This window comes from Paracoccus panacisoli (genome assembly GCF_042435015.1).
In the GTDB taxonomy this organism is placed as follows: domain Bacteria; phylum Pseudomonadota; class Alphaproteobacteria; order Rhodobacterales; family Rhodobacteraceae; genus Paracoccus; species Paracoccus panacisoli.
On the sequence record NZ_JBHMQU010000011.1, the window covers coordinates 33,767 to 57,618 of the forward strand.

Here is a 23,852-nt window from a genome sequence, read left to right on the forward strand (position 1 = left end):
ACCCGCCGCGGACTCCGGCCCGGCCCGCCGCGGGGCCTCAGGCCGGGGCGCCGCGGGGGCCGGGGGTTGACGCAGCGTCCGCTCTAGGCCGACGGGGTCCGCGCCTATACGTCAGTCCGAGCGCAACGGGACCGGCATGGGGAGGATGGGGCCAGCGATGCGGGACGACGATCTTCTGACCATCGGCCAGATGTGCGAGACGTTCGGCGTCACCCCGCGGACCCTGCGGTTCTACGAATCCCGGAAGCTGATCACGCCCCTGCGCCAAGGCCAGCTTCGGCTGTATTCGCGCCGCGAGCGCGGGCGGCTGACGCTGATCCTGCGCGGCCGCCGCTTCGGCTTTTCGCTCGACGAGATGGGGCGGCTGCTCGATCTCTACGAGCCCGCGGGGGACAACGCCGCCCAGCTGCGCGCGACGGTCGACATCGCCCGCCGGCGCCTGGCCGAGATCCGGCTGCAGCACGAAGAGCTGCTGGACATCATCGAAGACCTCGAGGCGCGGGTCCGCGCCACCGACGAGATGCTCGCCCGATCCGGCGCGCACTCATCCGATCAACCCGTCAAGGACGAGCCATGACCATTTACAACGCCCCCACCCGCGACATGGACTTCCTGCTGCATGACGTGCTGCAGGTCTCCGGCGCCGATCTGCCCGGCTATGCCGAACTGGACCGCGACTTCACCAGCGCCATCCTCGAAGCGGCGGGGCAGCTGGCCACCGACATGCTCGCGCCGCTGAACCTGCCGGGCGACCAGCAGGGCTGCAAGCTCGAGAACGGCGTCGTGCGCACCCCCGAGGGCTACAAGGCGGCCTTCGAGGCGGTGAAGGAAGGCGGCTGGACCGGGCTCGACTGCGACCCCGCGTATGGCGGCCAGGGGATGCCCTACGTCATGGGCGTGGCGGCGGGCGAGATCTTCGTCTCGGCCAACATGGCCTTCAACATGTACCAGGGCCTGACCCACGGCGCCTACTCGGCGATCCACGCCCACGGCACCGAGGACCAGAAGCAGACCTACCTGCCCAAGATGGTGTCGTGCGAGTGGACCGGCACCATGAACCTGACCGAGCCGCATTGCGGCACCGACCTCGGGCTGCTGCGCACCAAGGCCGAGCCGCAGGACGACGGCAGCTACCTGATCACCGGGCAGAAGATCTTCATCTCGGCCGGCGACCATGACCTGAGCGAGAACGTCATCCACCTCGTGCTCGCCAAGGCGCCGGGCGGCGGCGAGGGCACCAAGGGCATCTCGCTCTTCATCGTGCCGAAGTTCCTCGTGAACGAGGACGGCTCGCTGGGCGAGCGCAACGGCGTCTCGGTCGGCGCGCTCGAGCACAAGATGGGCATCCACAGCAACGCCACCTGCGTCATGAACTATGATGCGGCCAAGGGCTGGCTGCTCGGCGACCTGCACAAGGGCATGCGGGCGATGTTCACGATGATGAACGAAGCCCGCGTCGGCGTCGGCCTGCAGGGCTACGCGGTGGCCGAGGCCGCCTATCAGAACGCCGTCGCCTACGCCAAGGACCGGCTGCAGGGCCGCGCCGTGACCGGCGCCGAGAACCCCTCGGGCCCGGCTGATCCGCTGATCGTGCACCCCGACATCCGCCGCGCGCTGATGGACCAGAAGTCCTTCCTCGAGGGCGCCCGGGCGCTGACCTTCTGGGGCGCGAACCTGATCGACCGCGGCCACAACGGCGATGCGGCGGCCGAGGGGCTCGTGTCGCTCTTGACCCCGGTCATCAAGGGCTTCCTGACCGACAAGGGCTTCGACAGCGCCGTGCAGGCCCAGCAGGTCTACGGCGGCCACGGCTACATCGAAGAACACGGGATGTCGCAGTTCGTCCGCGATGCCCGGATCACGATGATCTATGAAGGCGCCAACGGCGTGCAGGCCCTCGACCTCGTCGGCCGCAAGCTGGCGCAGGACGGCGGCAAGCACGTCATGGCGTTCTTCGAGGAGCTGAAGGGCTTCATCAAGGCGAACGAGGGTGACGCGGCGCTGAAGGCCGACTTCCTCGACCCGCTCAAGGCGGCGTCGAAGGACCTGCAGGCGGCGGCGATGTTCTTCATGCAGAACGGGATGAAGAACCCCAACCACGCGCTGGCGGGCTCGTACGACTTCATGCACCTCTTCGGCCACACGGTGCTGGGCTACATGTGGGCGCGGATGGCGGTCGCGGCGCAGAAGGCGCTGACCGAGGGGACCGGCGACGCCGATTTCCTGAACACCAAGCTCGCCACCGGCCGCTACTACATGAAGCGGCAGCTGCCGATGACCGCGACCCACCTCGCGCGGATCGAGACCGGCGCCGACCCGGTCATGGCGCTGACGGCGGACCAGTTCTGATGCGCCAGCGGCGCGCCCTGCCCGGCGCGCCGCGCCTGCCCCGCCTGCCGGATGCCTCCGGCGGGAATATTCGGGCAGGAAAGACCCCCGCCGTGCGGCAAGGCGCGGCGACCATGTTGCGCCTGCGGCCGGTTGCGGCCCCCGGCCCCGCGCGGCCATCGGCATCAGTGGCGGGACGGGGGGCTTTCTCCCTTGGCGGTCATCGGCTTCCCAGCCTGTACCGCCACGTCAGGCTCGCAGCGAGAGGTTGAGATCGGGTTAACTCGCCCCATTCTCTCTTGCAGAAATATCCCGCGGGGGTCCGGGGGCGCGAAGCCCCCGGTCCGGCCGACCCCACCGATCCGACGCGCCGGCCACCCGCGCGCATTCCAGGAGGACCCCAGGAGGACTCATGACCGAAGCCTATATCTTTGACGCCGCCCGCACCCCGCGCGGCAAGGGCCGCCCCGACGGCAGCCTGCACGAAGTCACCTCGCTGGCGCTCTCGGCGCGCCTTCTCGACGCCGTCAAGGAACGCAACGGCCTCGAGGGCCATGCCGTCGAGGACGTGATCTGGGGCAACGTCACCCAGGTCATGGAACAGGGCGGCTGCCTCGCCCGCTCGGCCGTGCTGCTGTCGGACCTCGACGAGTCGATCCCCGGCCTGTCGATCAACCGCTTCTGCGCGAGCGGCATGGAGGCGGTGAACCTCGCCGCCAACCAGGTCAAGGCGGGCGCGGGCCAGGCCTACATCGCCGGCGGCGTCGAGATGATGGGCCGCGTCGCCATGGGCTCGGACGGGGCCGCGATCGCGGTCGACCCGAGCCTGGCGATGAAGACCTATTTCGTCCCGCAGGGCATCTCGGCCGACATCATCGCCACCGCATACGGCTTCACCCGCGAGGAGGCTGACGCGCTGGCCGTCGAATCCCAGCGCCGCGCCGCCGAGGCCTGGGCCGAGGGCCGGTTCGCCAAGTCGATCGTGCCGGTCAAGGACCAGAACGGCCTGACCATCCTCGACCGCGACGAATACATGCGCCCCGGCACCACGGTCGAGGACCTCGCCAAGCTCAAGCCCAGCTTCAAGGACATGGGCGAGGTGATGCCGGGCTTCGACAAGGTGGCGATGCTGAAATACCCGCATCTCGACCACATCAACCACATCCACCACGCGGGCAACTCGTCGGGGATCGTGGACGGTGCCGCCGCCGTGCTGATCGGTTCCAAGGAATGGGGCGAGGCGATGGGCCTCAAGCCCCGCGCCCGCATCCGCGCCACCGCCAAGATCGGCACCGACCCGACGATCATGCTGACCGGCCCGGTGCCGGTGACCGAGAAGATCCTCAAGGACTCGGGCATGTCGATCGGCGACATCGACCTCTTCGAGGTCAACGAGGCCTTCGCCGCGGTCGTCCTGCGCTTCATGCAGGCCTTCCAGGTCTCGCCCGACAAGGTGAACGTGAACGGCGGCGCGATGGCGCTGGGTCACCCGCTGGGCGCCACCGGCGCGATCATCATCGGCACGCTGCTCGATGAGCTCGAGCGCCGCGATCTCTCGACCGGCCTCGCCACCCTTTGCATCGCGTCCGGCATGGGCGCGGCCACCATCATCGAGCGGGTGTGACACCATGACCGATTTCACCATGAAGACCGACGCCGACGGCGTCGCCATCATCACCTGGGACGTGCCCGGCAAGTCGATGAACGTGCTCAGCGAGGCGGGCATCCGCGAGCTGGACGGGCTGGTCGACCAGGCGCTGGCCGACGACGCCGTGAAAGGCGTCGTCATCACCTCGGGCAAGCCCGACTTCGCGGCCGGCATGGACCTGAACGTCATCGGCGCCATGAAGGACGCCGGCGGCGCGCAGGCGGTGTTCGACCTCGTGATGCAGCTGCACGCCGTACTGCGGAAGATCGAGCGCGCGGGCATGGACCCCAAGACGCTCAAGGGTGGCAAGCCGATCGCCGCCGCCCTGCCCGGCACCGCGCTGGGGATCGGGCTGGAGCTGCCGCTCTCGACCCACCGCATCTTCGCGGCTGACAACCCCAAGGCCAAGATCGGCCTGCCCGAGATCATGGTCGGCATCTTCCCCGGCGCCGGCGGCACCACGCGCCTCGTGCGCAAGCTCGGCGCCATGCAGGCCGCGCCGCTGCTGCTGGAGGGCAAGCTGAATGACCCGGCCAAGGCCAAGGCCGCCGGGATCATCGACGAGGTGGTGGCCGATCCGGTCGCCGCGGCCAAGGAGTGGGTGCTCAAGGCCACCGACGCCGACATCGTCAAGCCGTGGGACGCCAAGGGCTACAAGATGCCCGGCGGCACCCCCTATCACCCGGCGGGCTTCATGACCTTCGTCGGCGCCAGCGCCATGGTGCACGGCAAGACGCTGGGCGTCTATCCGGCCGCCAAGGCGCTGCTCTCGGCGGTCTACGAGGGCGCGCAGGTGCCGTTCGACACCGCACTCAAGATCGAGGCGCGCTGGTTCACCAACGTGCTGATGAACCCCTCGTCGGGGAACATGATCCGCTCGCTCTTCATCAACAAGGAAGCGCTGGAAAAGGGCGCCAACCGTCCTGACGTGCCGGACGAGAAGGTGAAGAAGGTCGGCATCCTCGGCGCCGGCATGATGGGCGCGGGCATCGCCTATGTCTCGGCCATGGCGGGGATCGAGGTGGTCCTCATCGACGCCAAGCAGGAAGCCGCCGACAAGGGCAAGGCCTACTCGACGGGCCTCCTCGACAAGGCGATCAGCCGCAAGAAGTCGACCGAAGAGAAGAAGGCCGAGGTTCTGGGCCGCATCACCGCGACGACCGACTATGCCGCGCTGGAAGGCTGCGACCTGATCGTGGAAGCGGTGTTCGAGGACGTGGGCGTCAAGGCCGACGTCACCAAGAAGGCCGAGGCGGTGATCCCCGCGACCGCGATCTTCGCCACCAACACCTCGACCCTGCCGATCGGCGAGCTGGCCAAGGCCAGCACCCGCCCCGAGCAGTTCATCGGCATCCACTTCTTCTCGCCGGTGGACAAGATGATGCTGGTCGAGATCATCAAGGGCGCCCAGACCGGGCCGCGCGCGGTGGCCAAGGCGCTCGACTTCGTGCGCCAGATCCGCAAGACCCCGATCGTCGTGAACGACGCGCGGTTCTTCTACGCCAACCGCTGCATCATCCCCTACATCAACGAGGGCATCCGCATGGTCGGCGAGGGGGTGAACCCGACGCTGATCGAGAATGCCGCCAAGATGATGGGGATGCCGCTCGGCCCGCTGCAGCTCGTCGACGAGACCTCGATCGACCTGGGCGTCAAGATCGCCAAGGCGACCCGCGCGGCGATGGGCGACGCCTATCCCGATGACGCCGTGGACGAGGTGATCTTCGCCATGGCCGACAAGGGCCGCATGGGCAAGAAGGCCAACGCGGGCTTCTACGCCTATGACGAGGCCGGCAAGCGCCAGGGCCTGTGGGACGAGCTGGGCCAGCAGTGGCCGCAGTCGGACGACCAGCCCGAGCTGACCGAGGTCCAGCACCGGCTGATGTTCGCGCAGGCGCTCGAGGCGGTCCGCGCGCTGGAAGCCGGCGTGCTCGAGGACATCCGCGAGGGCGACGTCGGCGCCATCCTCGGCTGGGGCTTCGCGCCGTGGTCGGGCGGGCCGTTCGGCTGGCTGGACATGCTGGGCGCCGAGCGGGCGGCCGCGATTGCCGACCAGCTGACCGAGGCGCATGGCGAACGCTTCGCCACCCCGCCGCTGCTGCGCGAGATGGCCGAAAAGGGCGAGACCTTCTACGGCCGCTTCGGACCCAAGGCCAAGGCCGCGGCCTGAGCCGCGGAAGGCCGGGCGAGACCGCCCGGCCTGCCTCCGGCGGGGATATTTAGACAAGAGAGAACACCGCCGCGGGGGCCCCTCGCGGCGGTGTCGTCATTTCGGCTCGATGAGTTCGCGGCTTGTTGCGGCGCCCGAAGCGGGCGCGCGGAGCAACTCCCCCTCGGGCTGGACCCAAATATCCCGCGGGGGTCCGGGGGCGCGAAGCCCCCGGTGGCGCGGCGTCAGCCCAGCCCCTCGGCGGCGAAGAGCGCGCGCACATCGGCCTCGGGGCGGGCGCCGACATGGGTGATGACCTCGGCGGCGGCGATGCAGCCCATCCGACCCGCCTCGGCCAGCGGGCGGCCCGTCGCCAGCCCGTAGATCAGCCCGGCGGCGAACTGGTCCCCTGCCCCGGTTGCATCGACCGGCGTGACCCGGTGGACCGGCGCCATCACCCGCTCGCCCCCGCGGATCAGGATCGCATCCTCGCCCGAGCGGGTGCAGACCACTGTCTCGCAGACCGCCGCGGCCTCGGCCAGCGCCCGCTCGAGGTCGTCGGTCTGATAGAGCGCCTGCCACTCATGGACATTGCCGATGACGTAATCCATCGGCCCGGCGACGAGGCGGCGAAAGTCGTCACGGTGGCGATCGACGCAGAACGGGTCCGAGAGCGCGATCCCGGCCTTGCCGCCGGCCGCGTGGCAGGCCTCGGCGGCCTTGAGGAACGCCGCCTTGCCCTGGTCCTTGTCGAAGAGATAGCCCTCGAGAAAGAGCCACGTCCCGCCCGCAAACAGCGCCGGATCGACGTCCGCCGGGCCCAGCTCGGCCGAGATGCCGAGATAGGTGTTCATCGACCGCTCGCCGTCCGGCGTCACGCAGATGATCGAGCGCGAGGTCGGCAGCCCTCCCTCGTCCGCACCGCCCACGTCGCGGGGCGGGTTCACGAAGTCGGTGCCGTCGGCCGCCATCTCATGCGCATAGGCCTGCCCCAGCGCGTCGTCCGCGACGCGGCCGATGAAGGCCGTGGCCAGCCCCATCCGCCCCAGCCCGGCCAGCGTGTTGGCGACTGAGCCGCCGGGGATCAGGCGCGAGCGTGCCGCCGCGCCCTCGCGCGCCGCCATCAGCGCCTCGGCGCGGTCGCGGTCGATGAGCTGCATGATCCCCTTCTGCACCCCGAGCTCGGCCAGTTCGGCGTCCGTGGTGGAGGCGATCACGTCCATGATGGCGTTGCCGATGCCGATCACCTGATAGGCCATGCGCTGTCCTTTCGCGTTGCTGGCAGCGCTTAAACCGGGGATCGCGGGACCCGACAAGGGCTCACGCGGGGGCTCACGCGGGGTCGGTGGTCTTCGGCTCGTAGGGGCAGAGATCGGCGATCGGGCAGATCGTGCAGCGTGGCCGCCGGGCCTGGCAGATGTGGCGCCCGTGGAGGATCAGCCAGTGGTGGGCGTTCTGCTGGTAGGGGGCGGGCACGTTGTCCTCGATGGCGCGCTCGACCTCGGCCTCGTCGCGGCCCGGCGCGATATGCGTGCGGTTCGAGACGCGGAAGATATGCGTGTCCACCGCCTGCGCGGGCAGGCCCCAGATGCAGTTCAGCACCACGTTGGCCGTCTTGCGCCCCACCCCCGGCAGCGCCATCAGCGCCGCGCGGGACGAGGGCACCTCGCCCCCGTGCCGCTCGATCAGAAGCTGCGAGAGGGCGACGGCATTGCGCGCCTTCTGCCGGTAGAGGCCGATGGTGCGGATCTGCGCCTCGACCCCCTCGACCCCCAGCGCCACCATCGCCTGCGGCGTGGGCGCGGCGGCGAACAGCCCCGGCGTCGCCTTGTTCACCCCTGCATCCGTCGCCTGCGCCGACAGCGCCACGGCGATCAGCAGGGTGAAGGCGTCGGTATAGTCGAGTTCGGTCACCGGGTCCGGGTTCGCGTCCGCGAAGCGCGCGAAGACCTCGACCTGCCGGGCATAGGGCAGCGCCGCGGGCAGCCGCCCGGTGGGCGCGTGCCGGGCCGCACCACGGCGGGATCGGGCGGGATCGAGAGCCATGCCCGCGGTGATGCCGCGGCCGCGGCCAGGACGCAAGCGCCGTGCGGCCGGCGGAGCCCTGCATGTCACACCCGCGATCACGCCCCCTCGCGCGGGCGTGGTGGATTTTGGACGACAGGTCAGGGACTTCCGGCCCGCGGCCTTGCGCCATGATGGAACCGGCGCGATACACCCCCCGTTTCTCGGCTGACCGGTGTCGGGGTGCGTCCTGCGCCCGGGCTCTGCCACGGCCAAACACGAAAGGATAGGACATGACTGTTCGCGTGACCCTGATCGCCGCCACTGCCGCGCTGACCGCGCTGGCGGGCTGCGCCACCGACCCCTACGGGCAGCCGACCCAGATGAACCGCGCCCAGCAGGGCGTGCTGGCCGGGGCCGCCGCCGGCGCGCTGTACGGCGCGGTGCGCGACGACGACAAGAACAACCGCAGCAGCGACATCATCAAGGGCGCCATCGTCGGCGGTGCGGCGGGCGGCCTCGTCGGCTCGGCGCTTGACGCGCAGGCCCGCGCGCTGCAGGGCACCATGACCACGCCGGGCGTGCAGGTCGTCAACACCGGGCAGACGCTGAACGTCACCCTGCCCGAGGGCGTGCTGTTCGCCACCGACAGCGCCGCCGTTTCGGGCCCGGCGCAGAACGACCTGTATGCGCTCGCGCGGAACCTGCAGCAGTACCCGAACTCGACCGTGCGGGTGATCGGCCACACCGACTCGACCGGCCGCGCGGCCTACAACATGCAGCTGTCGCAGCGCCGCGCCCAGTCGGTGGCGGGCATCCTGACCGCCGGCGGCGTCGCCGCGGGCCGGATCGCCACGGTCGGCATGGGCCAGACCGAGCCGGTCGCATCGAACGACACCTCCGCCGGCCGGGCGCAGAACCGCCGGGTCGAGATCGTCATCCGCCCGAACTGATCGGGGCGCCGACAGGACAAAGGAAAACCCCCGGTGGCGACACCGGGGGTTTTCTCTGTCCCTCGCTCTTGACGGCGATCGGATGGGTTTGAGCGGTCAGTTCAGATGACGCGCCACGTCGTCGATGGCCCGGTCGATCCCGGCGGCGCGATCCTGCGCCCCCATCTGCCGGCCAAGGATGTCGGTCGCCGCGGCAACGGCCACCTGCACCGCACGGTCGCGGACGGCGCGCACGGCGTCGTTCTCGGCCGAAGCGATCTGGTCCTGCGCGGCGGCGAGCCGGCGCTCGATCGAGCGCTGCAGGTCCAGCTTGGCCTTTTCGGCCTGCGCCATCGCCTCGCGCTTGGCGTTGGCCACGATCTCCGCGGCCTGGCCCTTCACCTCGCGCTGGCGACGCTCGTAGCCGGCGTAGATGTCTTGGGCCTCATCGCGCAGGCGACGCGCCTCGGCGATGTCGGCCTTGATCGTCTCGGCCCGCTTGTCGAGCAGCTTGGCGACCGCCGACGGCACCCGGAAGTAGAGCAGGATGCCGACGAAGACAAGGAACGCCAGCAGCACGATGAAGTCGGTGTTGCGCAGCGAGAAGAACGGTCCCGAGGCGGCGAGTGCCGGACCGGCGCTCAGCCCGGCGGCGGCAGCGGCGGCCATAGCGATACGGGCGATCATTGCACGGCTCCGTTGATGCGGGCGTCCACGGCGGCGTTGACCGCGGCGGTGTCCGGGGTGGCGCCGAAGGCACGGACCAGCTCGGCCGCCACGTCCTGGGCGACGCTGCGGGCGTCGTTGGCGGCGGACTGGCGGATCTCGCCGATGCGCCGCTCGGATTCGACGGTGCGGGCCGAAATCTCGGCGTCGGCCTTGGCGATGGCGGCCTTGAGCTCGGCGTCGATCTCGGCCTTGTTGGCGGCGACGATCTTGCCGGCCTCGGCGCGGGCGTCGGCCAGCGCCTTGTCATAGGCGGCCTCGGCGTCGCGGGCCTTGCGCTTGAAGTCCTCGGCCGCGGCGAGATCGGCGTTCATCAGCCCCTGACGGTCGCCGATGATGCGCCCGATCCGCGGGATCGCGACGCGCGACAGGATCAGGTAGATCAGAACCAGCGCGACGAGCAGCCAGAAGATCTGGTTGCCGAAGGTCGCAAAGTCGAGCTGCGGCATCCCGGCCGAGGCGGCCGCGTCATGCCCGCCCGCGCCGACCGCATGGGCCGCGTCAGTGCCGGGGACGGCGTGGGTCACGACCGCGGTGTGGCCACCGGGGGTGGTCACGACCTCGGCCGGGGCGACCGGCAGGTGACCGGCGCCCGGCTGGGCCACGGCCGGCGCGTGCTCGGCACCGGTCGCGTTCGGCACCACGATGGCGTCGGTCGCGTGGGTCTGCGCCGCGGGCGAGGCCGCCGCCGCAGGGGGAATGGCGTCCGGCGCAGGCGTCACGGTGACGGCCGGCGCAGGGGTGGTCGTCACCGCGGGCGCGGTGGCGGAAGGCGTCGCGTCACCGAGCGGGACGGTGATCGTCGTGGTGGTCTGTCCGACCGCGGCGGGGGCGGTCTGCTGCAAAAGGCTGATCATGTCCTGTCCCTGGCCGAGCGGTTGGCAATCGGGTGGGGGTCAATGCCCCCACCCAAAAGCAAGGAGTCGCGCCGGGATCAGGCTGCGAACAGCAGCAGCAGGGCGACCAGGAACGAGAAGATGCCCAGCGCTTCCGCAAAGGCCATGCCGATGAACAGCGTGGCGGTCTGCGAGGCAGCGGCCGAGGGGTTGCGCAGCGCGCCCGACAGGTAGTTGCCGGCGACGTTGCCCACGCCCATCGCGGCGCCCGCCATGCCGATGCAGGCGAGGCCCGCGCCCAGGTATTTGCCCAGTTCGGCGTAGGTGGCGACGTTTTCCATGGTATGCTCCTTGAGGCTTTGGAAAGGGTGGAGGGGTTGTCCCGCCGGCGTCAGTGCGCCGGGTGCAGCGCGTCCTTGAGGTACACGCAGGTCAGGATGGTGAAGACATAGGCCTGGATCACGCAGACCAGCACCTCGAGCCCGTACATCCCCACGATGGCGAGGATCGAGATCGGGGCGATCGCGAGGACCGCGGCGAAGGCGGCGAACACCTTGATCACGGCGTGGCCGGCCATGATGTTGCCCGCAAGTCGGATCGAGTGGCTGACGGGGCGGACGAAGTACGAGATCAGCTCGATGATCGCCAGCACCGGGCGCAGCGCCAGCGGCGCCGACTTGACCCAGAACAGTTCGAGGAAATGCGCGCCGTTCTTGACGAAGCCGAGGATCGTCACGCCGAGGAACACGAACAGCGCCAGCACCGCCGTCACCGCGATGTGCGAGGTGGTCGAGAAGGACTTGGGCAGCAGGCCCAGCAGGTTGGCGAAGAGGATGAAGCAGAACAGCGTGAAGACATAGGGGAAGTACTTCAGCCCGTCCTTGCCGGTCACGTCCTCGACCATCTTGTGGACCATGCCGTAGGTCAGCTCGGCCATCGACTGCACGCGGGTCGGGATCAGCGCCCGCCCCGAGGTGCCCGCGACGAACAGCACCCAGATCACCAGCACCGCCAGCATCAGCCACAGCGTCACGTTGGTGGGGGTGTACCAGTGCACCGGCCCGTCACCGAACAGCGGCCGGACGATGAACTGGTCCATCGGGTGAAAGACCAGCCCGGTGGTTTCGCCATGCGCTTCTGTCGCCACGCTCAGTCCCTTTCGTCCTCGTCCGGACCCTCGTCCGGTGCCCTCGTGCCTGTGGCCGGCGGCGGTGCCCCCATCTCGGCGGCAGTCCGCAGCATCGTCCTGACCCCGGCCGCAAAGCCGAGGAAAATGAAGATCACCAGCATGATCGGCGTGGTGCCGAGCAGCCAGTCGAGCCCGTAACCGACGCCGAAGCCGATCACCAGCCCCGCCACAAGCTCGACCACCATGCGCCATGCCTGGTTGGCCTGGTGGAACTTGTCGGCGCCCGGAGTCTCGGGCCGGCGGTCGCGGCCGAGATGCTCGAGCCGTTCCTCCAGTGCCCGAAGGCGGTCCGCATCGCGGCGCGAGGGGCCGTGGTGGCCCGGCTGATCCGCCATCGGAACGCTCCCCGAAAGTTGAGGTGCTGATAGGGAACCGCCGGGCGTGAGTCAACCGCATGCTGCAGCGCCGCAAGTCTTTGAAAACGCTTGACACGCTGCCCCATCGGGTCGCAGTTGCAGCGGCGCGGCGGGCGGTCCATCATTCAACCGAAACGTTGAATCTGGACCCGATGGCCCCCCGCTACGACCTCGACGCGATCTTTGCCGCCCTCGCCGATCCGACCCGGCGGGCGATCCTGTCCATGCTGCTCGAGGATGACATGGCGGTGACCGACGTCGCCGCCCCCTTCGGCATCAGCCTTGCGGCGATTTCCAAGCATCTCGCCACGCTGGCCGCGGCCGGGCTGATCGCGCAGGAACGGCGGGGCCGGATCACCTGGTGCAAGCTCGACCCCGAGGGGATGCGCGCGGCCTCGGTCTGGATGCGCTGCTTCGGCCAGCTCGACCCGGTGGACCTCGACGACTTCGAGCGCTTCCTCGCCGCGGAGCTGGCCGCGGGGCTGTCCGACGACTGACCGCCGGAATGGCAAAGGGCGGGACAGGTTGCCCTGCCCCGCCCGGTCCTGTCGGCTGATCCGGAGATCAGGCCGCGGCGTCGTCGTAGCCGAAGTCCACCACGTCGGTCAGCGGCTCCTGGTCGTGATAGGCGTACATCTGGTCCAGCACCGCCAGCGCGCGGCGGTTCGGCAGATGGCGCACGGGCGCGGGCTGGGCCACCGGCGCGGCCTTGATGGCGTGGTCGGCCAGCAGGTCCATCATCGAGTCGGGGCGGTCGGCGAAGTCTTGGTCGAAGGTCGGGCGGGTCATGGGCGTGGTCCGTTGCAAGAATACCAGTCTCCCCACGGCCAAGATAATGCCGCGCTGCGGCAAAAACGAGAGTGCAGACGCAGCGTCACCCCTGTCCCTTTCGGCAGGGCTGACAGGGAACGGCCGCCCGCCGGGTCTCCGGGGGCGGCCGCAAGGTGGTGCGCTGAGGGTCCGATCAGACCATGCGATCGACCATCAGGTGCTTGATCTCGGCGATGGCCTTGGCCGGGTTCAGCCCCTTCGGGCAGGTGTTGGTGCAGTTCATGATCGTGTGGCAGCGGTAGACCTTGAACGGGTCCTCGAGTTCGTCGAGCCGCTGCCCCGTCGCCTCGTCGCGCGAGTCGATGATCCAGCGATAGGCGGTCAGCAGCGCCGCCGGCCCCATGAAGCGGTCGGCGTTCCACCAGTAGCTCGGGCAGGCGGTCGAGCACGAGGCGCAGAGGATGCACTCGTAGAGCCCGTCGAGCTTCTTGCGGTCCTCGATCGATTGCCGCCACTCCTTGTTGGGCGCGGGCGTGTCGGTCATCAGATAGGGATGCACCGCGGCGTGCTGGGCGTAGAAATGCGTCAGGTCCGGGATGAGGTCCTTGACCACCGCCATGTGCGGCAGCGGGTAGATGTTCACGTCGCCCGCGATCTCGTCCATGCCGTAGATGCAGGCGAGATGGTTGCCGCCGTCGATGTTCATCGCGCAGGACCCGCAGATCCCCTCGCGGCACGAGCGGCGGAAGGTCAGGGTCGGGTCGATCTCGTTCTTGATCTTGATCAGCGCGTCGAGAACCATCGGCCCGCATTTGTCGAGGTCGATCCAGTAGGTGTCGAGGCGCGGGTTTTCGCCCGAGTCAGGGTCGTAGCGGTAGATGTTGAAGCGGCGCAGCCGGGTCGCGCCCTCGGGCTTGGGCCACGTCTTGCCGACCTTGATGCGGCTGTTCTTGGGCAGGGTCAGCTGGACCATGGGGCTTCCTTTCAGGTGGCGGAACGAGGCACGGCGGCCTTGGGGAGGGGTTCGCCGACAAGCGCGGCGAATTCTTCGGGCGGAATGGCGGCGATCATCGCGGCGGTGCGATGGAGGGCTTCGATTTCAGCTGTCGCAACCCCGGGCAGCGCGCGCAGCCGCGCCATTTCGGCGGTGGTGGCCGCCTCGTGGCGCAGGATCGAGGTCTCCTCGACGTCGTTACGGTTATGGCGGCGGTAGAACTGGTTTGTCTGCCTCCACCGAAGCTGACCGGCCGACCTGAAACGGTTGGTACCGCTGCCGCGGCGGCGCTTGAGCAGGAAGTACTCGGGCGAGCGGACGCAGTAATGGTTGATCTGAGCCAGCGCGTGGCCCCTGTCAGCGACCGGAACGGTGCAGTTGCTGCGGCTATTCGCGCCCGCAAGCCACGTTCTGTTTTCGGGATCGTCCGACAGCGGGCCGCCACGGCCGTTCAGGAACATCGCCCCGTCGCCTGCCGAGGACGGGTCGATGGCCGGTCTGTGGAATGAGAGCGGCGCAAACCCCGGGCAGGCGCCGCCCCAGCGAAACAGCGTCTTGACCTGGGTGTTGAGCATCTCACGGCGCAGCGAGGCGCGGGAAAAGGCCGCAGATATATGTCGCCCCCCAAACGTCGCCCGGCCCGCATCCCCGAAAAGCCGCCAATTGATCAGGATTCCCTGCGCATCTCCCAGCCGGGCGATCAGGTCCCCGACCATCCCTGCACCGACGCGCACGTTCAGGAACTCGTCCGCATCCAGCCAGATCGTCCAGGCCCCGTCCGGGATCAGCCGCCTCTGTTTGGCAATCCGCGCGGCGTTGCCCTGGGCCGAGACCCGCTCGGGCGGGGTGTGAAAGTAATACTCGACCTCGCCCGCCGCGGCGAGCGCCTCAAGCAACGCCTCGGTGCCGTCGTCAGAGGCGTTGGCGAAGACAATGATCCGCTCGAACCCGATGACTTTGTGATACGCGATCCACTCAATCAGGAACGTTGCCTCGTTCCGCACCGACGTGAAGAGCACCGTCTCACCAACAGAAGACGGGCGGGCCCCCGATTTGAGGTTTTCGGTTCTAGCCGTCAGCTGGTCCCCCTCGGGGAGGGGTTCTCCCGCGACCGCGGCGCATTCTTCGGGCGGGATGGCGGCGATCATCGCGGCGGTGGGATCCAGGGCGTCGGCCGGCATCGTCTCGCCTGAATTGAGTTGGCGCATCACAGCCCTCCGGTCAGAACGGACAGGCCGCCAGCAGCCGCTCGGCCGGGCGGAACAGGTCGGGGCGTGGCGCCGCGAGGGCGCGCGACACGAGGTCACGGGCGCTCACGCTGCCAGCGACAAGGACGGGTGCAGGCGAATCCCCGTGACCGACGCCGGCGAAATAGTCGCGGAACTTGAACTCGGACAGGTGCGCGCCGGGCTTGAAGCGGACCCAGAGCGCCGGCACGCCCAACGCATGGGCGACGACCAACCCGTGCAGGCTGCTCGACGCCACTGCGCGACAGCGCGCGATGTCGGAGTGCACGGCCTGCACGTCGCGCGCTACATCGATCTTCAGCACCGAGGGGTCGGCAGCGAGCTCGCGGGGGAGGGCATCCGCCTCATGGAAGTGCGCGATGATGCCCAGGTCATGCTCGGGTTCGGCCCGCCGCCCGCCGAGGATGCGATCAATGAGGATGCCCGGGTCGCCATAGATGTCCGGACATTTAACCCCGTTCCGGCTCAACAGCGCGCGAGTACCAGGGCCGCGGACGGCGTGAATCTCGGCCGGGATGCAGGTTGGATGCTGGTCGCTCAGGCTGCCAGAGCCCCAGACCACCGCGCAGCCGGGTTTGTGACCGAGGTGCAGGATACTGCCCACGGTGACGAAATACCGCCCGCGCGCCTGGCCCCCGACCGAGCGGAACAACGGCCGCACCCCTGTCCGCCATTCGTAGATGAGCGGTCCGATCCAGTCTCCGAAGTTGATCGCTCGATCCCACCACCAGAACATCGATCGACGCTGCAACAGCCCGAGCCCCTGCATCGCGCGAACGACCAGCGAGCCGCTTGAAAAATCGCTCGCCCGGGACAAAGTCACATCGGTCATGCCGCGGTGATGGCGGTCACGGCTCATCTCCCCTGCGCGACGACATCGGCATACGACCGCGTCGGCACCTGCCCGGACTGCCGGACGACGCAACGCTTGAACACTTCGGACGGATCGCGCCCCATCACATAGTCCGACGACACCGAGAGCGAGATTCCGGTGTGCGGCCGCACGCGGTGGCCGTCGGTCGCCATGCCGACGCTGATCTCGCCCCGCGGGCCCTTGGCGGCGCGCGCGGAGTCGAGGCAGTTGCGCTCGGCCTGCTGCACCGGCACCGGACCGCACCCGGCCAGCACCAGCGTCAGGCCCAGGGCCGCCGCTCCGATGCGCTGCGCGCCGCCCATGGTCAGGCCAGCGCCCCGGCGCGGGCGATGCACTGCGCGGTTGCGGGCTTCTTGACGATCGCGGCCATCGCGTCGTTGGCGCGCGGGGTGCCGGCGCCGGCCAGCAGTTCGGACTGCTCGGCCATCGTCGCGTTGGCGATCACGCAGTCGGCCATCGGCCCGACGTTGCGGCCCGGATAGCGGCGGGCCAGCTCGGCCGAGACGACCTGCCGGGCCGAGCCTGCGTCCACGGTCCGCACCGGCGGGGTCACTACCACCGGCTGGTTCGGGCGCGGGGTCACCACGACCGGCGCGGTCGGCGCGGGGGTGACCGTCACCGGCGGTGGGGCCGTCGGCGCCGGCACGGCCATCACGCAGCCCGACAGGGCCACGGCCATCCCCAGCGCGGGGAGAAGGGAGAGACGCATCAATATACCCTCGCTTTCGGAGCAATCTTCTTGGGGTCGATCCCGCCATCCTCGAGCGCCGTCAGCGGCTCGAGATGGACGGGGCGATAGGCGAGTTTGACCTCATTTCCATCGATCCACGCAAGCGAATGCTTGCGCCAGTTGGCGTCATCCCGCTCGGGGTAGTCCTCGTGCGCGTGGGCGCCACGGCTCTCCTTGCGCGCCTCGGCCGCGACGATGGTGGCGAGCGCGTTGGGCATGAGGTTGGTCAGCTCCAGCGTCTCCATCAGGTCGCTGTTCCAGATCAGGCTTCGGTCGGTGACCTTGAGGTCGTCCATCTGGCCGGCGATCTCGCGCATCTTCTCGACGCCCTCGGCCAGCGTCTTGTCGGTGCGGAACACCGCGGCGTCGGCCTGCATCGTGCGCTGCATCCGGTCGCGCAGCACCGCGGTCGGCGTGCCGCCCGAGGCATGGCGCAGCGCGTCGAAGCGGCCGAGCGCGCGGTCCACCTCGGCCTGGTTGGTGCCGGGGATCGAGCTCGCGCGGTCGATCACCTGCCCCGCCCGGATCGCCGCGGCGCGACCGAACACCACGAGGTCGATGAGCGAGTTCGACCCCAGCCGGTTGGCGCCGTGGACCGAGGCGCACCCGGCCTCGCCCACCGCCATCAGGCCCGGGAACACCCGGTCGGGATCACCCTGCTCGGGGGCCAGAACCTCGCCCCAGAAGTTCGTCGGGATGCCGCCCATGTTGTAGTGGACCGTGGGCAGGATCGGGATCGGCTCCTTGGTCACGTCGACGCCGGCGAAGATCTTGGCGCTTTCGCTGATCCCCGGCAGACGCTCGTGCAGCGCCTCGGGCGGCAAGTGCTGCAGGTTCAAATGCATGTGGTCCTTGCCGGCCCCCACGCCGCGGCCTTCGCGGATCTCGATGGTGATGCAGCGGCTGACCACGTCGCGGCTGGCGAGGTCCTTGTAGGTGGGCGCATAGCGCTCCATGAACCGCTCGCCTTCCGAGTTGGTCAGATAGCCGCCCTCGCCGCGCGCGCCCTCGGTGATCAGGCAGCCCGAGCCGTAGATGCCGGTCGGGTGGAACTGCACGAACTCCATGTCCTGCAGCGGCAGGCCGGCGCGCGCGACCATCCCGCCGCCGTCGCCGGTGCAGGTGTGGGCCGAGGTGGCGCTGAAATAGGCGCGGCCATAGCCGCCGGTCGCCAGCACCACCATCTTGGCGTTGAAGACGTGGATGGTGCCGTCGTCGAGCTTCCAGCACACGACGCCGGTGCAGCGGCCGTCGGTGATGATCAGGTCAAGGGCGAAGTACTCGATGAAGAACTCGGCCTTTTCCTTGAGGCTCTGGCCGTAGAGCGTGTGCAGGATCGCGTGGCCGGTGCGGTCGGCCGCGGCGCAGGTGCGCTGCACGGGCGGGCCCTCGCCGAACTCGGTCGTGTGGCCGCCGAACGGGCGCTGGTAGATCTTGCCCTCTTCGGTGCGGCTGAACGGCACGCCGTAGTGTTCCAGCTCATAGACGGCCTTGGGCGCCTCACGCGCGAGGTATTCCATCGCGTCGGTGTCGCCCAGCCAGTCCGAGCCCTTGACGGTGTCGTAGAGGTGCCACTGCCAGTTGTCGGGTCCCATGTTCGAGAGCGAGGCGGCGATGCCGCCCTGCGCCGCCACGGTGTGGCTGCGGGTCGGGAACACCTTGGTCACGCAGGCGGTGCGGAAGCCCTGCTCGGCCATGCCGAGCGTGGCGCGCAAGCCCGCCCCGCCGGCGCCCACCACCACCACGTCATAATCGTGAATCTGGGTTTGATATGCGGACATCAGCGCGACCTTCAGTGAACGACGATGGTGGTGACCGGCGCCACCATGGGAGAGAACGCCATCCGCGCCAGCGCATAGACGGCGGCGGCGATGACGGCCCAGCCCAGAAGCTGGGCGACGATCAGCGCGACCTTGCGCTCGGTGTGATCGAGGTAGTCGTCGATCATGATCCGGGTGCCGTTGACGTAGTGCAGCATCCCCACGATCAGGAACAGCGCCGTCACGATGGCCGGATAGGGGCGCGAGAAATACGCCACCACGCCGCCGTGCGGCAGGCCGATGGCGGTGGCGATGACGAAGATGAAGGCCGGCGTCAGCAGCATCAGGGCGACCGAGCTGACGGTCATCGACCAGTGATGGGCGGTGGCCGAGCCGGGGCCGGCGGCGCCGAGGCCGCGGGCTGCCTTGCGGGGGGTCACGAAACGCATGGTGGCTGTCCCCTCAGAACACGAACAGGATGAGCGTCAGGACCGTGAGCACCACGGAACCGACGATGATGAACCAACTGACCTGGTGGGCGTCCTGCCGGTTGAGCAGCAGCCCCGCGTCATAGAAGAAGTGCCGGATGCCGGCGAGGAAGTGGTACCACAGCGCCCAGAGCGAGCCGAGCAGCACCAGATACCCCAGCCACGACCGCACAACCCAGTCGGCCTGCGCGAAGGCGCGCGGCCCGGCGGCGGCCGCGACCAGCCACCAGACGATGAGCAGCAGCCCCGCCAGCATGACCTGCCCGGTGATGCGGGTCATGATCGAGGTGATCGCCGCCATCGGCAGGCGATAGACGCTCAGATGCGGGGAAAGCGGGCGGTTGCCGCGCGGAATGTCACCCATGTGCGCTCCTGTGACGAAAGGCGGCGCGCCCGGTCAGGCTGGCGCGCGGCTGGCGTGAGGTTGAGGCGTTCTGGCCCCCCCTCTGGCACGAGTCACGCAATTCTTCCAGACTCCGCGTGCGCGCCGCGATGTTAGCGCCCGCTGTGATCACGCGGGCGTGGCGTGTGATCACAAGCCTTGCTGCAACTGCACAACCGCCCGCTGCCCGCGGTGGTCCGAGCCGAGCAGCGGCCGCATCGCGGTGGCGGCGGCGGCGCCTTCGGGGACGAGCACGTGGTCGATGGTGATCGGCAGCAACCCCTTGAGATAGAACGACGGCCGCAGCGGCCCGGCGCGGCGTGTGCCGGTCGCCTCGGCCACCCGGCGCACGGTCTGCGAGCCGGGCACGGCGTTGAAGTCGCCGCCGACGATCACCGGCCGGGGCAACTCGGCGAGCCGCGGCAGGATCCGCTCAAGATGACCGCGCAGGCCGAAGGGCCACGGCCAGTGCAGGTGCAGCGAGACCACCGTGACCGGCCCGGCGGGCGACAGGATGCGCGCGGCCACCATGCCGGGGGCCACGTCGCAGACCTCGCCCCCCTCGAAAGGCCAGCGCGACAGCACCGCCACCGCGCCCACGGGATGGGGGGCGCAAACGGCCTGATGCGGATAGGCGTCGGCAAGCGCCGCCGCCACGTGCAGGTTGCGGTCGCTCACCTCCTGCAGCAGCGCGACGTCGGCGCCGCTCGCGCGGATGTCGGCGGCGATGGGGGCCGGGTCGGCGAGGGTGAAGCGCAGGTTCTTCTGATAGACGACCAGCGCCGGCGGGGCGTCGGGCACCGGCAGCGGCCGCGCCGCCCACAGCATCGGCGCCAGCGCCAGCGCCCCTGCCCCGGCGACGATCCAGCCCGCCCGCCCCCGCAACGCGAGCCCCACGGCTAGCAGCACCCCCGCCAGCAGCGGCCGCCCGACCGCGAGCGAGTCGCCCAGCGGGTGCAGCGGCCCGGCATAGGTGGCGGCGAGCAGGGCGAGCGCGAGGCCGAGCGCCAGCCCCGCCAGCCAGCCGCGTCTTACCGCGGGATCACGAACCACGGGATGATCCGGCTGATCTCGGCCCCGCTGAACTGGCGCGGCTTCAACTCGAACAGCGCCATCCGGCCGATCATCTCGGGCTTGCCGGCGAACGCCTCGGCCGCGTGATAGCCGGGCCGGCCCTGGTAATCGTCCCACAGCACCGTGACCGGTGCCGTGATGTTCACCAGCGTTGCGGCAAAGCAGGCGAGGCGGAACCGCCCGTCGATGAACACTAGATCGGGCGCGCCCATCCCAGGGACCGGATCGACCCACGGCGAGAGCGCATAGGCCGGGTAGTTGCGATAGCCCGAGCAGTCCTTTGGGACGCCCCAGCCGCCGACCGGGCCGACATCGATGTGCCGCAGGGTGATCCCCTCGCGCCGGCCGCCCGCCTCGCCCAGCCAGCCCTCGAGTTTCTCAAGCCAGCCGGCGTCGCTCTCGATCCCCAGCAGCGTCGCCTGAGACTCAGCGCTGGCAAACAGGGTCGAGCCGCCGGTGCCGTATTCGACGATCGCCCGCGCGGTCCGATAGGCCGTGCGGACCGCCTCGGCCTCGGCACGCGGCATGTGCAGCTTGGGGGCAGCGGACTCGGTCACGGTTTCATTCATTGCGGCACCAGCGCCCAGTAATCGAGATCCAGCAGCACGTGCGGCGCGTATTTGCCGTCCGCGCCCTTCAGCGTCGTGTCGCCCGGCGCGCCCTTGTGCGCGACCAGCCGCAGCCGCAGCGCGCCCACGCCGGGCACCGAGGTCTCGGCGCGGTCGAGCACCTCGGACCAGGCCCGCACCGTGTCGCCGGCAAAGCACGGGTTCGCGTGCGCGCCGCCGTTCAGCGCCACGATCATCTGCGCGTTGGCCAGCCCGTTGAAGCTGAGCGCCCGCGCGAGGCTGATGACGTGTCCGCCATAGATGAGCCGGCGCCCGTCCTCGCGGAAGGTGGCGTCGAAATGCACCTTGGCGGTGTTCTGCCAGAGCCGGGTTGCGAGCATGTGCTCGGCCTCTTCGACCGTCACCGCGTCGACGTGGTCGATGACCTCGCTCACGGCATAGTCGCCCCAGCGGTGCGGCTCACCCGCCAGGGTGAAGTCATAGCTTTCGAAGCTCAGCCCCTCGGGGATCACCAGCGCGCCGGGGTCCACCACGGCGGCGAGGTCGGGCACCACGGTCTCGCCCGCCGGGGCGGCGCTGTCGCGCTTGCGGACCATGACCCAGCGCACATAGCTCAGCACCGGCTGGTCGGTCTGGTCATAGCCCGTGGTTCGCACCCAGACCACGCCCGAGGTTCCGTTCGAGTTCGGCCTGAGCCCGATCACCTCGGATTCCGCCCTGAGCGTGTCGCCGGCATAGACCGGCTTGAGCCAGCGCCCCTCGGCATAGCCGAGGTTCGCCACCGCGTTCAGGCTGATGTCGGGCACCGTCTTGCCGAAGACCGTGTGGAACACGATCAGATCGTCGAGCGGGCTGCCCTCGAGCCCGCAGTCGGCCGCGAACATGTCCGAGGAATAAAGCGCCCCCCGCGCCGGATAGAGCGCGTGATAGAGCGCCCGCTCGCCCTCGGCGATGGTGCGGGGGACGGCGTGGCGGATCACCTCGCCCACGCGGTAGTCCTCGAAGAAGCGGCCGGGATTGGTCTTGGTCGTCATTGCTCGCCCAGTTTCATGTCGGGGGTATAGTCGGCCGCGACCTCCTTGGTCACGGCCTGCGCACAGCGCATCACGCCGCGCGCGCTGTCGAACGCGAGGCTGGGTGAGCCGTGCAGCACCCAGCCGCGGCTGAGCGCGAGGCTGACCTTGTGGCAGAAGGCGGCGGTGTCGTCCTCGGTCAGCAGGCGGTAGATCACGGGCATCTCAGGCTCCGAACGGGTTGGGGCCGATCCAGCCGTGGATGAAGCCGACGACCAGATAGACGACGAGCGTCGCGGCGGCGGTCGTCCATTCCTTGCGGATCGGGATGGGATGGGCGGGCGGCGTCCAGTACGGCGCGGTGCGGTTGATGATGACGATCTCGGCCAGCGCCCAGACCAGCAGGCCGCCGAACAGCACCATCGACGGCAGGTCGCCGTTGGTCAGCAGATGCGCGACCGCCCAGAGCGAAAAGCCGATGAGCTGCGGGTGGCGCATCCGCACGCCCAGCCTTGACTTGGAACCCGACGCCGCGAACAGGTAGAACGCGACCAGCACCAGCAGGTTGTTGATGCCCTTGAGCATCGGCGTCGCGGCCCACCAGATCACCTGGTCGGCGGCGCGGTAGCCGATCACCATCAGCACGATGGACAGGACCAGCATCCCCGCGACCATCGGCTTTTCCGACCCGCCCATGGCGCGGTGGAAGCCGGGGAACACGCGCTTGGCGAGATGGGCAAAGGACCACAGCAGGACGCCCAGAACCAGCAGGACCATCGTTCACCTCTCTCTCGTGCGGTTTCGCGCGCAGGTCGGGGGCACCCTGCCCTCAGCCGGCCATCGCCGCAATCGCCTCGGCCCGGGCGAGGGTCTTCTTCGCCGTCTCGACGTGCAGGTTCTCGACGATCCGCCCGTCCACCACGGCCACGGCCTTGCCTTCGGCGAGTGCGGCCTCGAACGCCTCGATCTGGCGGCGGGCAAGCGCCACCTCCTCCTCGGCGGGGGCAAAGGCGGCGTTGGCGATCTCGAGCTGGGCGGGATGGATCAGGGTCTTGCCGTCGAAGCCCATGTCGCGGCCCTGTTCGCACTCGGCCCTGAGCCCCTCCTCGTCCTTGAAGGCGTTGAACACGCCGTCGACGATCACCCGGCCATGCGCCCGGGCCGCCAGCAGGCAGAGCCCGAGCCCGGTCTGCATCGCCAGCCGGTCGGGCCGGTTGCGGCTGCCCAGTTCCTTGGCGAGGTCGTTGGTGCCCATCACCATCCCCTCGAGCCGGGGGTGGGCGGCGATGGCAGCGGCGTTGAGCATCCCGAGCGCCGTTTCCATCATCGCCCACAGCGGCGTGTCACCGGTCAGCGCCGCCACCGCGTCGAGGTCGGCGGGGGTCGAGACCTTGGGCACCAGCACCGCATCGGCGCCGGTGGCGAAGGCCGCGGCATCGTCGCGCCCCCACTCGGTGTCGAGCCCGTTGATCCGCACGATCCGCGCGCGGGGGCCGTAGTCCTCGGCCAGCGCCGCCTTGAGCGTGGCGCGGGCGGCGGGCTTTTCGGCCGGGGCGACGGCATCCTCGAGGTCGAAGATGATCGCGTCGGCGGCCAGCCCGCGCGCCTTCTCCAGCGCCCGTTCGTTCGAGCCGGGGATGTAGAGGACCGAGCGGTAGGGGCGCGACATGGGACGACCTTTCGTGGATGCAGACGCAGCAATGTTGCGCCTGAGTGCCCGTTTCCGGAGCTTTCGGCAACCCCGAACCGCCCCGCGCCGGCCCCCGTGACGCCGCGCCGCGG

At 69.6% G+C, this 23,852-nt stretch carries 28 protein-coding genes; 6 read left to right on the plus strand and 22 right to left on the minus strand.

From position 1 onward, the window contains the following. The first annotated feature begins 157 nt into the window (after positions 1-157). The 4 genes from ACFHYO_RS02780 (at position 158) to ACFHYO_RS02795 (ending at position 6,146) form a co-directional block, all read left to right on the plus strand. On the plus strand, positions 158-577 hold the full coding sequence (locus tag ACFHYO_RS02780) for a MerR family transcriptional regulator (protein WP_036707812.1): 420 nt from the start codon (positions 158-160) through the stop codon (positions 575-577). Beyond that, a complete protein-coding gene (locus ACFHYO_RS02785) occupies positions 574-2,349 on the plus strand; it encodes an acyl-CoA dehydrogenase C-terminal domain-containing protein (RefSeq protein ID WP_394318216.1) in 1,776 nt (591 codons plus the stop codon). The genes ACFHYO_RS02780 and ACFHYO_RS02785 overlap by 4 nt, the downstream gene beginning before the upstream one ends. Positions 2,350-2,740: 391 nt before the next feature. Beyond that, on the plus strand, positions 2,741-3,952 hold the full coding sequence (locus ACFHYO_RS02790; protein ID WP_394318218.1) for an acetyl-CoA C-acetyltransferase: 1,212 nt from the start codon (positions 2,741-2,743) through the stop codon (positions 3,950-3,952). Between the two features lie 4 nt (positions 3,953-3,956). Then, the gene (locus ACFHYO_RS02795) at positions 3,957-6,146 is read left to right on the plus strand and encodes a 3-hydroxyacyl-CoA dehydrogenase NAD-binding domain-containing protein (RefSeq protein WP_394318220.1); all 2,190 of its coding nucleotides are present in this window, start codon (positions 3,957-3,959) and stop codon (positions 6,144-6,146) included. Positions 6,147-6,370: 224 nt separating this feature from the next. Here the strand turns inward: ACFHYO_RS02795 and ACFHYO_RS02800 are convergent, their stop codons facing one another. Next, the gene (locus tag ACFHYO_RS02800) at positions 6,371-7,384 is read right to left on the minus strand and encodes an adenosine kinase (protein WP_394318222.1); all 1,014 of its coding nucleotides are present in this window, start codon (positions 7,382-7,384) and stop codon (positions 6,371-6,373) included. 73 nt (positions 7,385-7,457) lie between these two features. Next, positions 7,458-8,111: an endonuclease III gene (nth, locus tag ACFHYO_RS02805; RefSeq protein WP_394318306.1), complete on the minus strand. Its 654-nt coding sequence runs from the start codon at positions 8,109-8,111 to the stop codon at positions 7,458-7,460. Positions 8,112-8,422: 311 nt separating this feature from the next. Here nth and ACFHYO_RS02810 point away from each other — a divergent pair, with 311 nt between their 5' ends. Continuing rightward, on the plus strand, positions 8,423-9,082 hold the full coding sequence (locus ACFHYO_RS02810) for a YiaD family glycine zipper/OmpA-like lipoprotein (RefSeq protein ID WP_394318224.1): 660 nt from the start codon (positions 8,423-8,425) through the stop codon (positions 9,080-9,082). A 96-nt stretch (positions 9,083-9,178) separates the two neighbouring features. On the opposite strand, the gene ACFHYO_RS02815 is transcribed toward ACFHYO_RS02810, so the two are convergent. From ACFHYO_RS02815 to ACFHYO_RS02835, 5 genes are all read right to left on the minus strand, one after another. Further along, on the minus strand, positions 9,179-9,748 hold the full coding sequence (locus tag ACFHYO_RS02815; RefSeq protein ID WP_394318226.1) for a F0F1 ATP synthase subunit B: 570 nt from the start codon (positions 9,746-9,748) through the stop codon (positions 9,179-9,181). Continuing rightward, complete coding sequence (locus ACFHYO_RS02820; RefSeq protein WP_052171778.1) at positions 9,745-10,314, minus strand: F0F1 ATP synthase subunit B'; 570 nt, start codon at positions 10,312-10,314, stop codon at positions 9,745-9,747. Before ACFHYO_RS02820 ends, ACFHYO_RS02815 begins: the two co-directional genes overlap by 4 nt. 407 nt (positions 10,315-10,721) lie before the next feature. After that, the gene (locus ACFHYO_RS02825) at positions 10,722-10,964 is read right to left on the minus strand and encodes a F0F1 ATP synthase subunit C (RefSeq protein ID WP_036702121.1); all 243 of its coding nucleotides are present in this window, start codon (positions 10,962-10,964) and stop codon (positions 10,722-10,724) included. 50 nt (positions 10,965-11,014) lie between these two features. Continuing rightward, the gene (locus ACFHYO_RS02830; protein WP_036733398.1) at positions 11,015-11,770 is read right to left on the minus strand and encodes a F0F1 ATP synthase subunit A; all 756 of its coding nucleotides are present in this window, start codon (positions 11,768-11,770) and stop codon (positions 11,015-11,017) included. Positions 11,771-11,772: 2 nt separating this feature from the next. After that, entirely contained in the window at positions 11,773-12,147 is a 375-nt protein-coding gene (locus ACFHYO_RS02835; RefSeq protein WP_052171774.1) for an AtpZ/AtpI family protein, read from the minus strand. A 173-nt stretch (positions 12,148-12,320) separates the two neighbouring features. Between ACFHYO_RS02835 and ACFHYO_RS02840 the strand changes: the two genes are divergently transcribed. Next, a complete protein-coding gene (locus ACFHYO_RS02840) occupies positions 12,321-12,665 on the plus strand; it encodes an ArsR/SmtB family transcription factor (RefSeq protein ID WP_036702125.1) in 345 nt (114 codons plus the stop codon). A 67-nt stretch (positions 12,666-12,732) separates the two neighbouring features. Here ACFHYO_RS02840 and ACFHYO_RS02845 read toward each other — a convergent pair whose 3' ends face one another. The 15 genes from ACFHYO_RS02845 to ACFHYO_RS02915 form a co-directional block, all read right to left on the minus strand. Further along, the gene (locus ACFHYO_RS02845) at positions 12,733-12,957 is read right to left on the minus strand and encodes a hypothetical protein (protein WP_036702128.1); all 225 of its coding nucleotides are present in this window, start codon (positions 12,955-12,957) and stop codon (positions 12,733-12,735) included. 175 nt (positions 12,958-13,132) lie between these two features. After that, positions 13,133-13,912 (minus strand): succinate dehydrogenase iron-sulfur subunit, encoded by a 780-nt coding sequence (locus ACFHYO_RS02850; RefSeq protein ID WP_036702131.1) that lies wholly within the window; start codon positions 13,910-13,912, stop codon positions 13,133-13,135. Between the two features lie 11 nt (positions 13,913-13,923). After that, on the minus strand, positions 13,924-15,141 hold the full coding sequence (locus tag ACFHYO_RS02855; protein WP_394318230.1) for a glycosyltransferase family 2 protein: 1,218 nt from the start codon (positions 15,139-15,141) through the stop codon (positions 13,924-13,926). A 13-nt stretch (positions 15,142-15,154) separates the two neighbouring features. Then, the gene (locus ACFHYO_RS02860; RefSeq protein WP_394318232.1) at positions 15,155-16,039 is read right to left on the minus strand and encodes a polysaccharide pyruvyl transferase family protein; all 885 of its coding nucleotides are present in this window, start codon (positions 16,037-16,039) and stop codon (positions 15,155-15,157) included. Continuing rightward, entirely contained in the window at positions 16,036-16,356 is a 321-nt protein-coding gene (locus tag ACFHYO_RS02865; protein WP_394318234.1) for a hypothetical protein, read from the minus strand. The genes ACFHYO_RS02860 and ACFHYO_RS02865 overlap by 4 nt, the downstream gene beginning before the upstream one ends. Before the next feature lie 2 nt (positions 16,357-16,358). Further along, entirely contained in the window at positions 16,359-16,763 is a 405-nt protein-coding gene (locus tag ACFHYO_RS02870) for a hypothetical protein (RefSeq protein ID WP_036702140.1), read from the minus strand. Further along, positions 16,763-18,565 (minus strand): succinate dehydrogenase flavoprotein subunit, encoded by a 1,803-nt coding sequence (sdhA, locus tag ACFHYO_RS02875; protein ID WP_036702142.1) that lies wholly within the window; start codon positions 18,563-18,565, stop codon positions 16,763-16,765. The genes ACFHYO_RS02870 and sdhA overlap by 1 nt, the downstream gene beginning before the upstream one ends. Positions 18,566-18,576: 11 nt before the next feature. Continuing rightward, positions 18,577-18,993, minus strand: a complete 417-nt coding sequence (locus ACFHYO_RS02880) for a succinate dehydrogenase, hydrophobic membrane anchor protein (RefSeq protein ID WP_052174844.1) — start codon at positions 18,991-18,993, stop codon at positions 18,577-18,579. Positions 18,994-19,006: 13 nt separating this feature from the next. Continuing rightward, positions 19,007-19,396 (minus strand): succinate dehydrogenase, cytochrome b556 subunit, encoded by a 390-nt coding sequence (sdhC, locus tag ACFHYO_RS02885; RefSeq protein WP_036707824.1) that lies wholly within the window; start codon positions 19,394-19,396, stop codon positions 19,007-19,009. Positions 19,397-19,564: 168 nt separating this feature from the next. Then, a complete protein-coding gene (locus ACFHYO_RS02890) occupies positions 19,565-20,467 on the minus strand; it encodes an endonuclease/exonuclease/phosphatase family protein (protein WP_394318237.1) in 903 nt (300 codons plus the stop codon). Beyond that, entirely contained in the window at positions 20,446-21,045 is a 600-nt protein-coding gene (locus ACFHYO_RS02895) for a hypothetical protein (protein WP_394318239.1), read from the minus strand. The genes ACFHYO_RS02890 and ACFHYO_RS02895 overlap by 22 nt, the downstream gene beginning before the upstream one ends. Positions 21,046-21,053: 8 nt before the next feature. Beyond that, entirely contained in the window at positions 21,054-22,091 is a 1,038-nt protein-coding gene (locus tag ACFHYO_RS02900) for a MaoC family dehydratase (RefSeq protein ID WP_394318241.1), read from the minus strand. Next, complete coding sequence (locus ACFHYO_RS02905; protein ID WP_394318243.1) at positions 22,088-22,294, minus strand: DUF1737 domain-containing protein; 207 nt, start codon at positions 22,292-22,294, stop codon at positions 22,088-22,090. Before ACFHYO_RS02905 ends, ACFHYO_RS02900 begins: the two co-directional genes overlap by 4 nt. A gap of 1 nt (position 22,295) precedes the next feature. Further along, entirely contained in the window at positions 22,296-22,847 is a 552-nt protein-coding gene (locus tag ACFHYO_RS02910; protein WP_394318245.1) for an NnrU family protein, read from the minus strand. Between the two features lie 52 nt (positions 22,848-22,899). Then, on the minus strand, positions 22,900-23,739 hold the full coding sequence (locus ACFHYO_RS02915; protein ID WP_394318247.1) for an HpcH/HpaI aldolase/citrate lyase family protein: 840 nt from the start codon (positions 23,737-23,739) through the stop codon (positions 22,900-22,902). Positions 23,740-23,852: the final 113 nt, after the last annotated feature.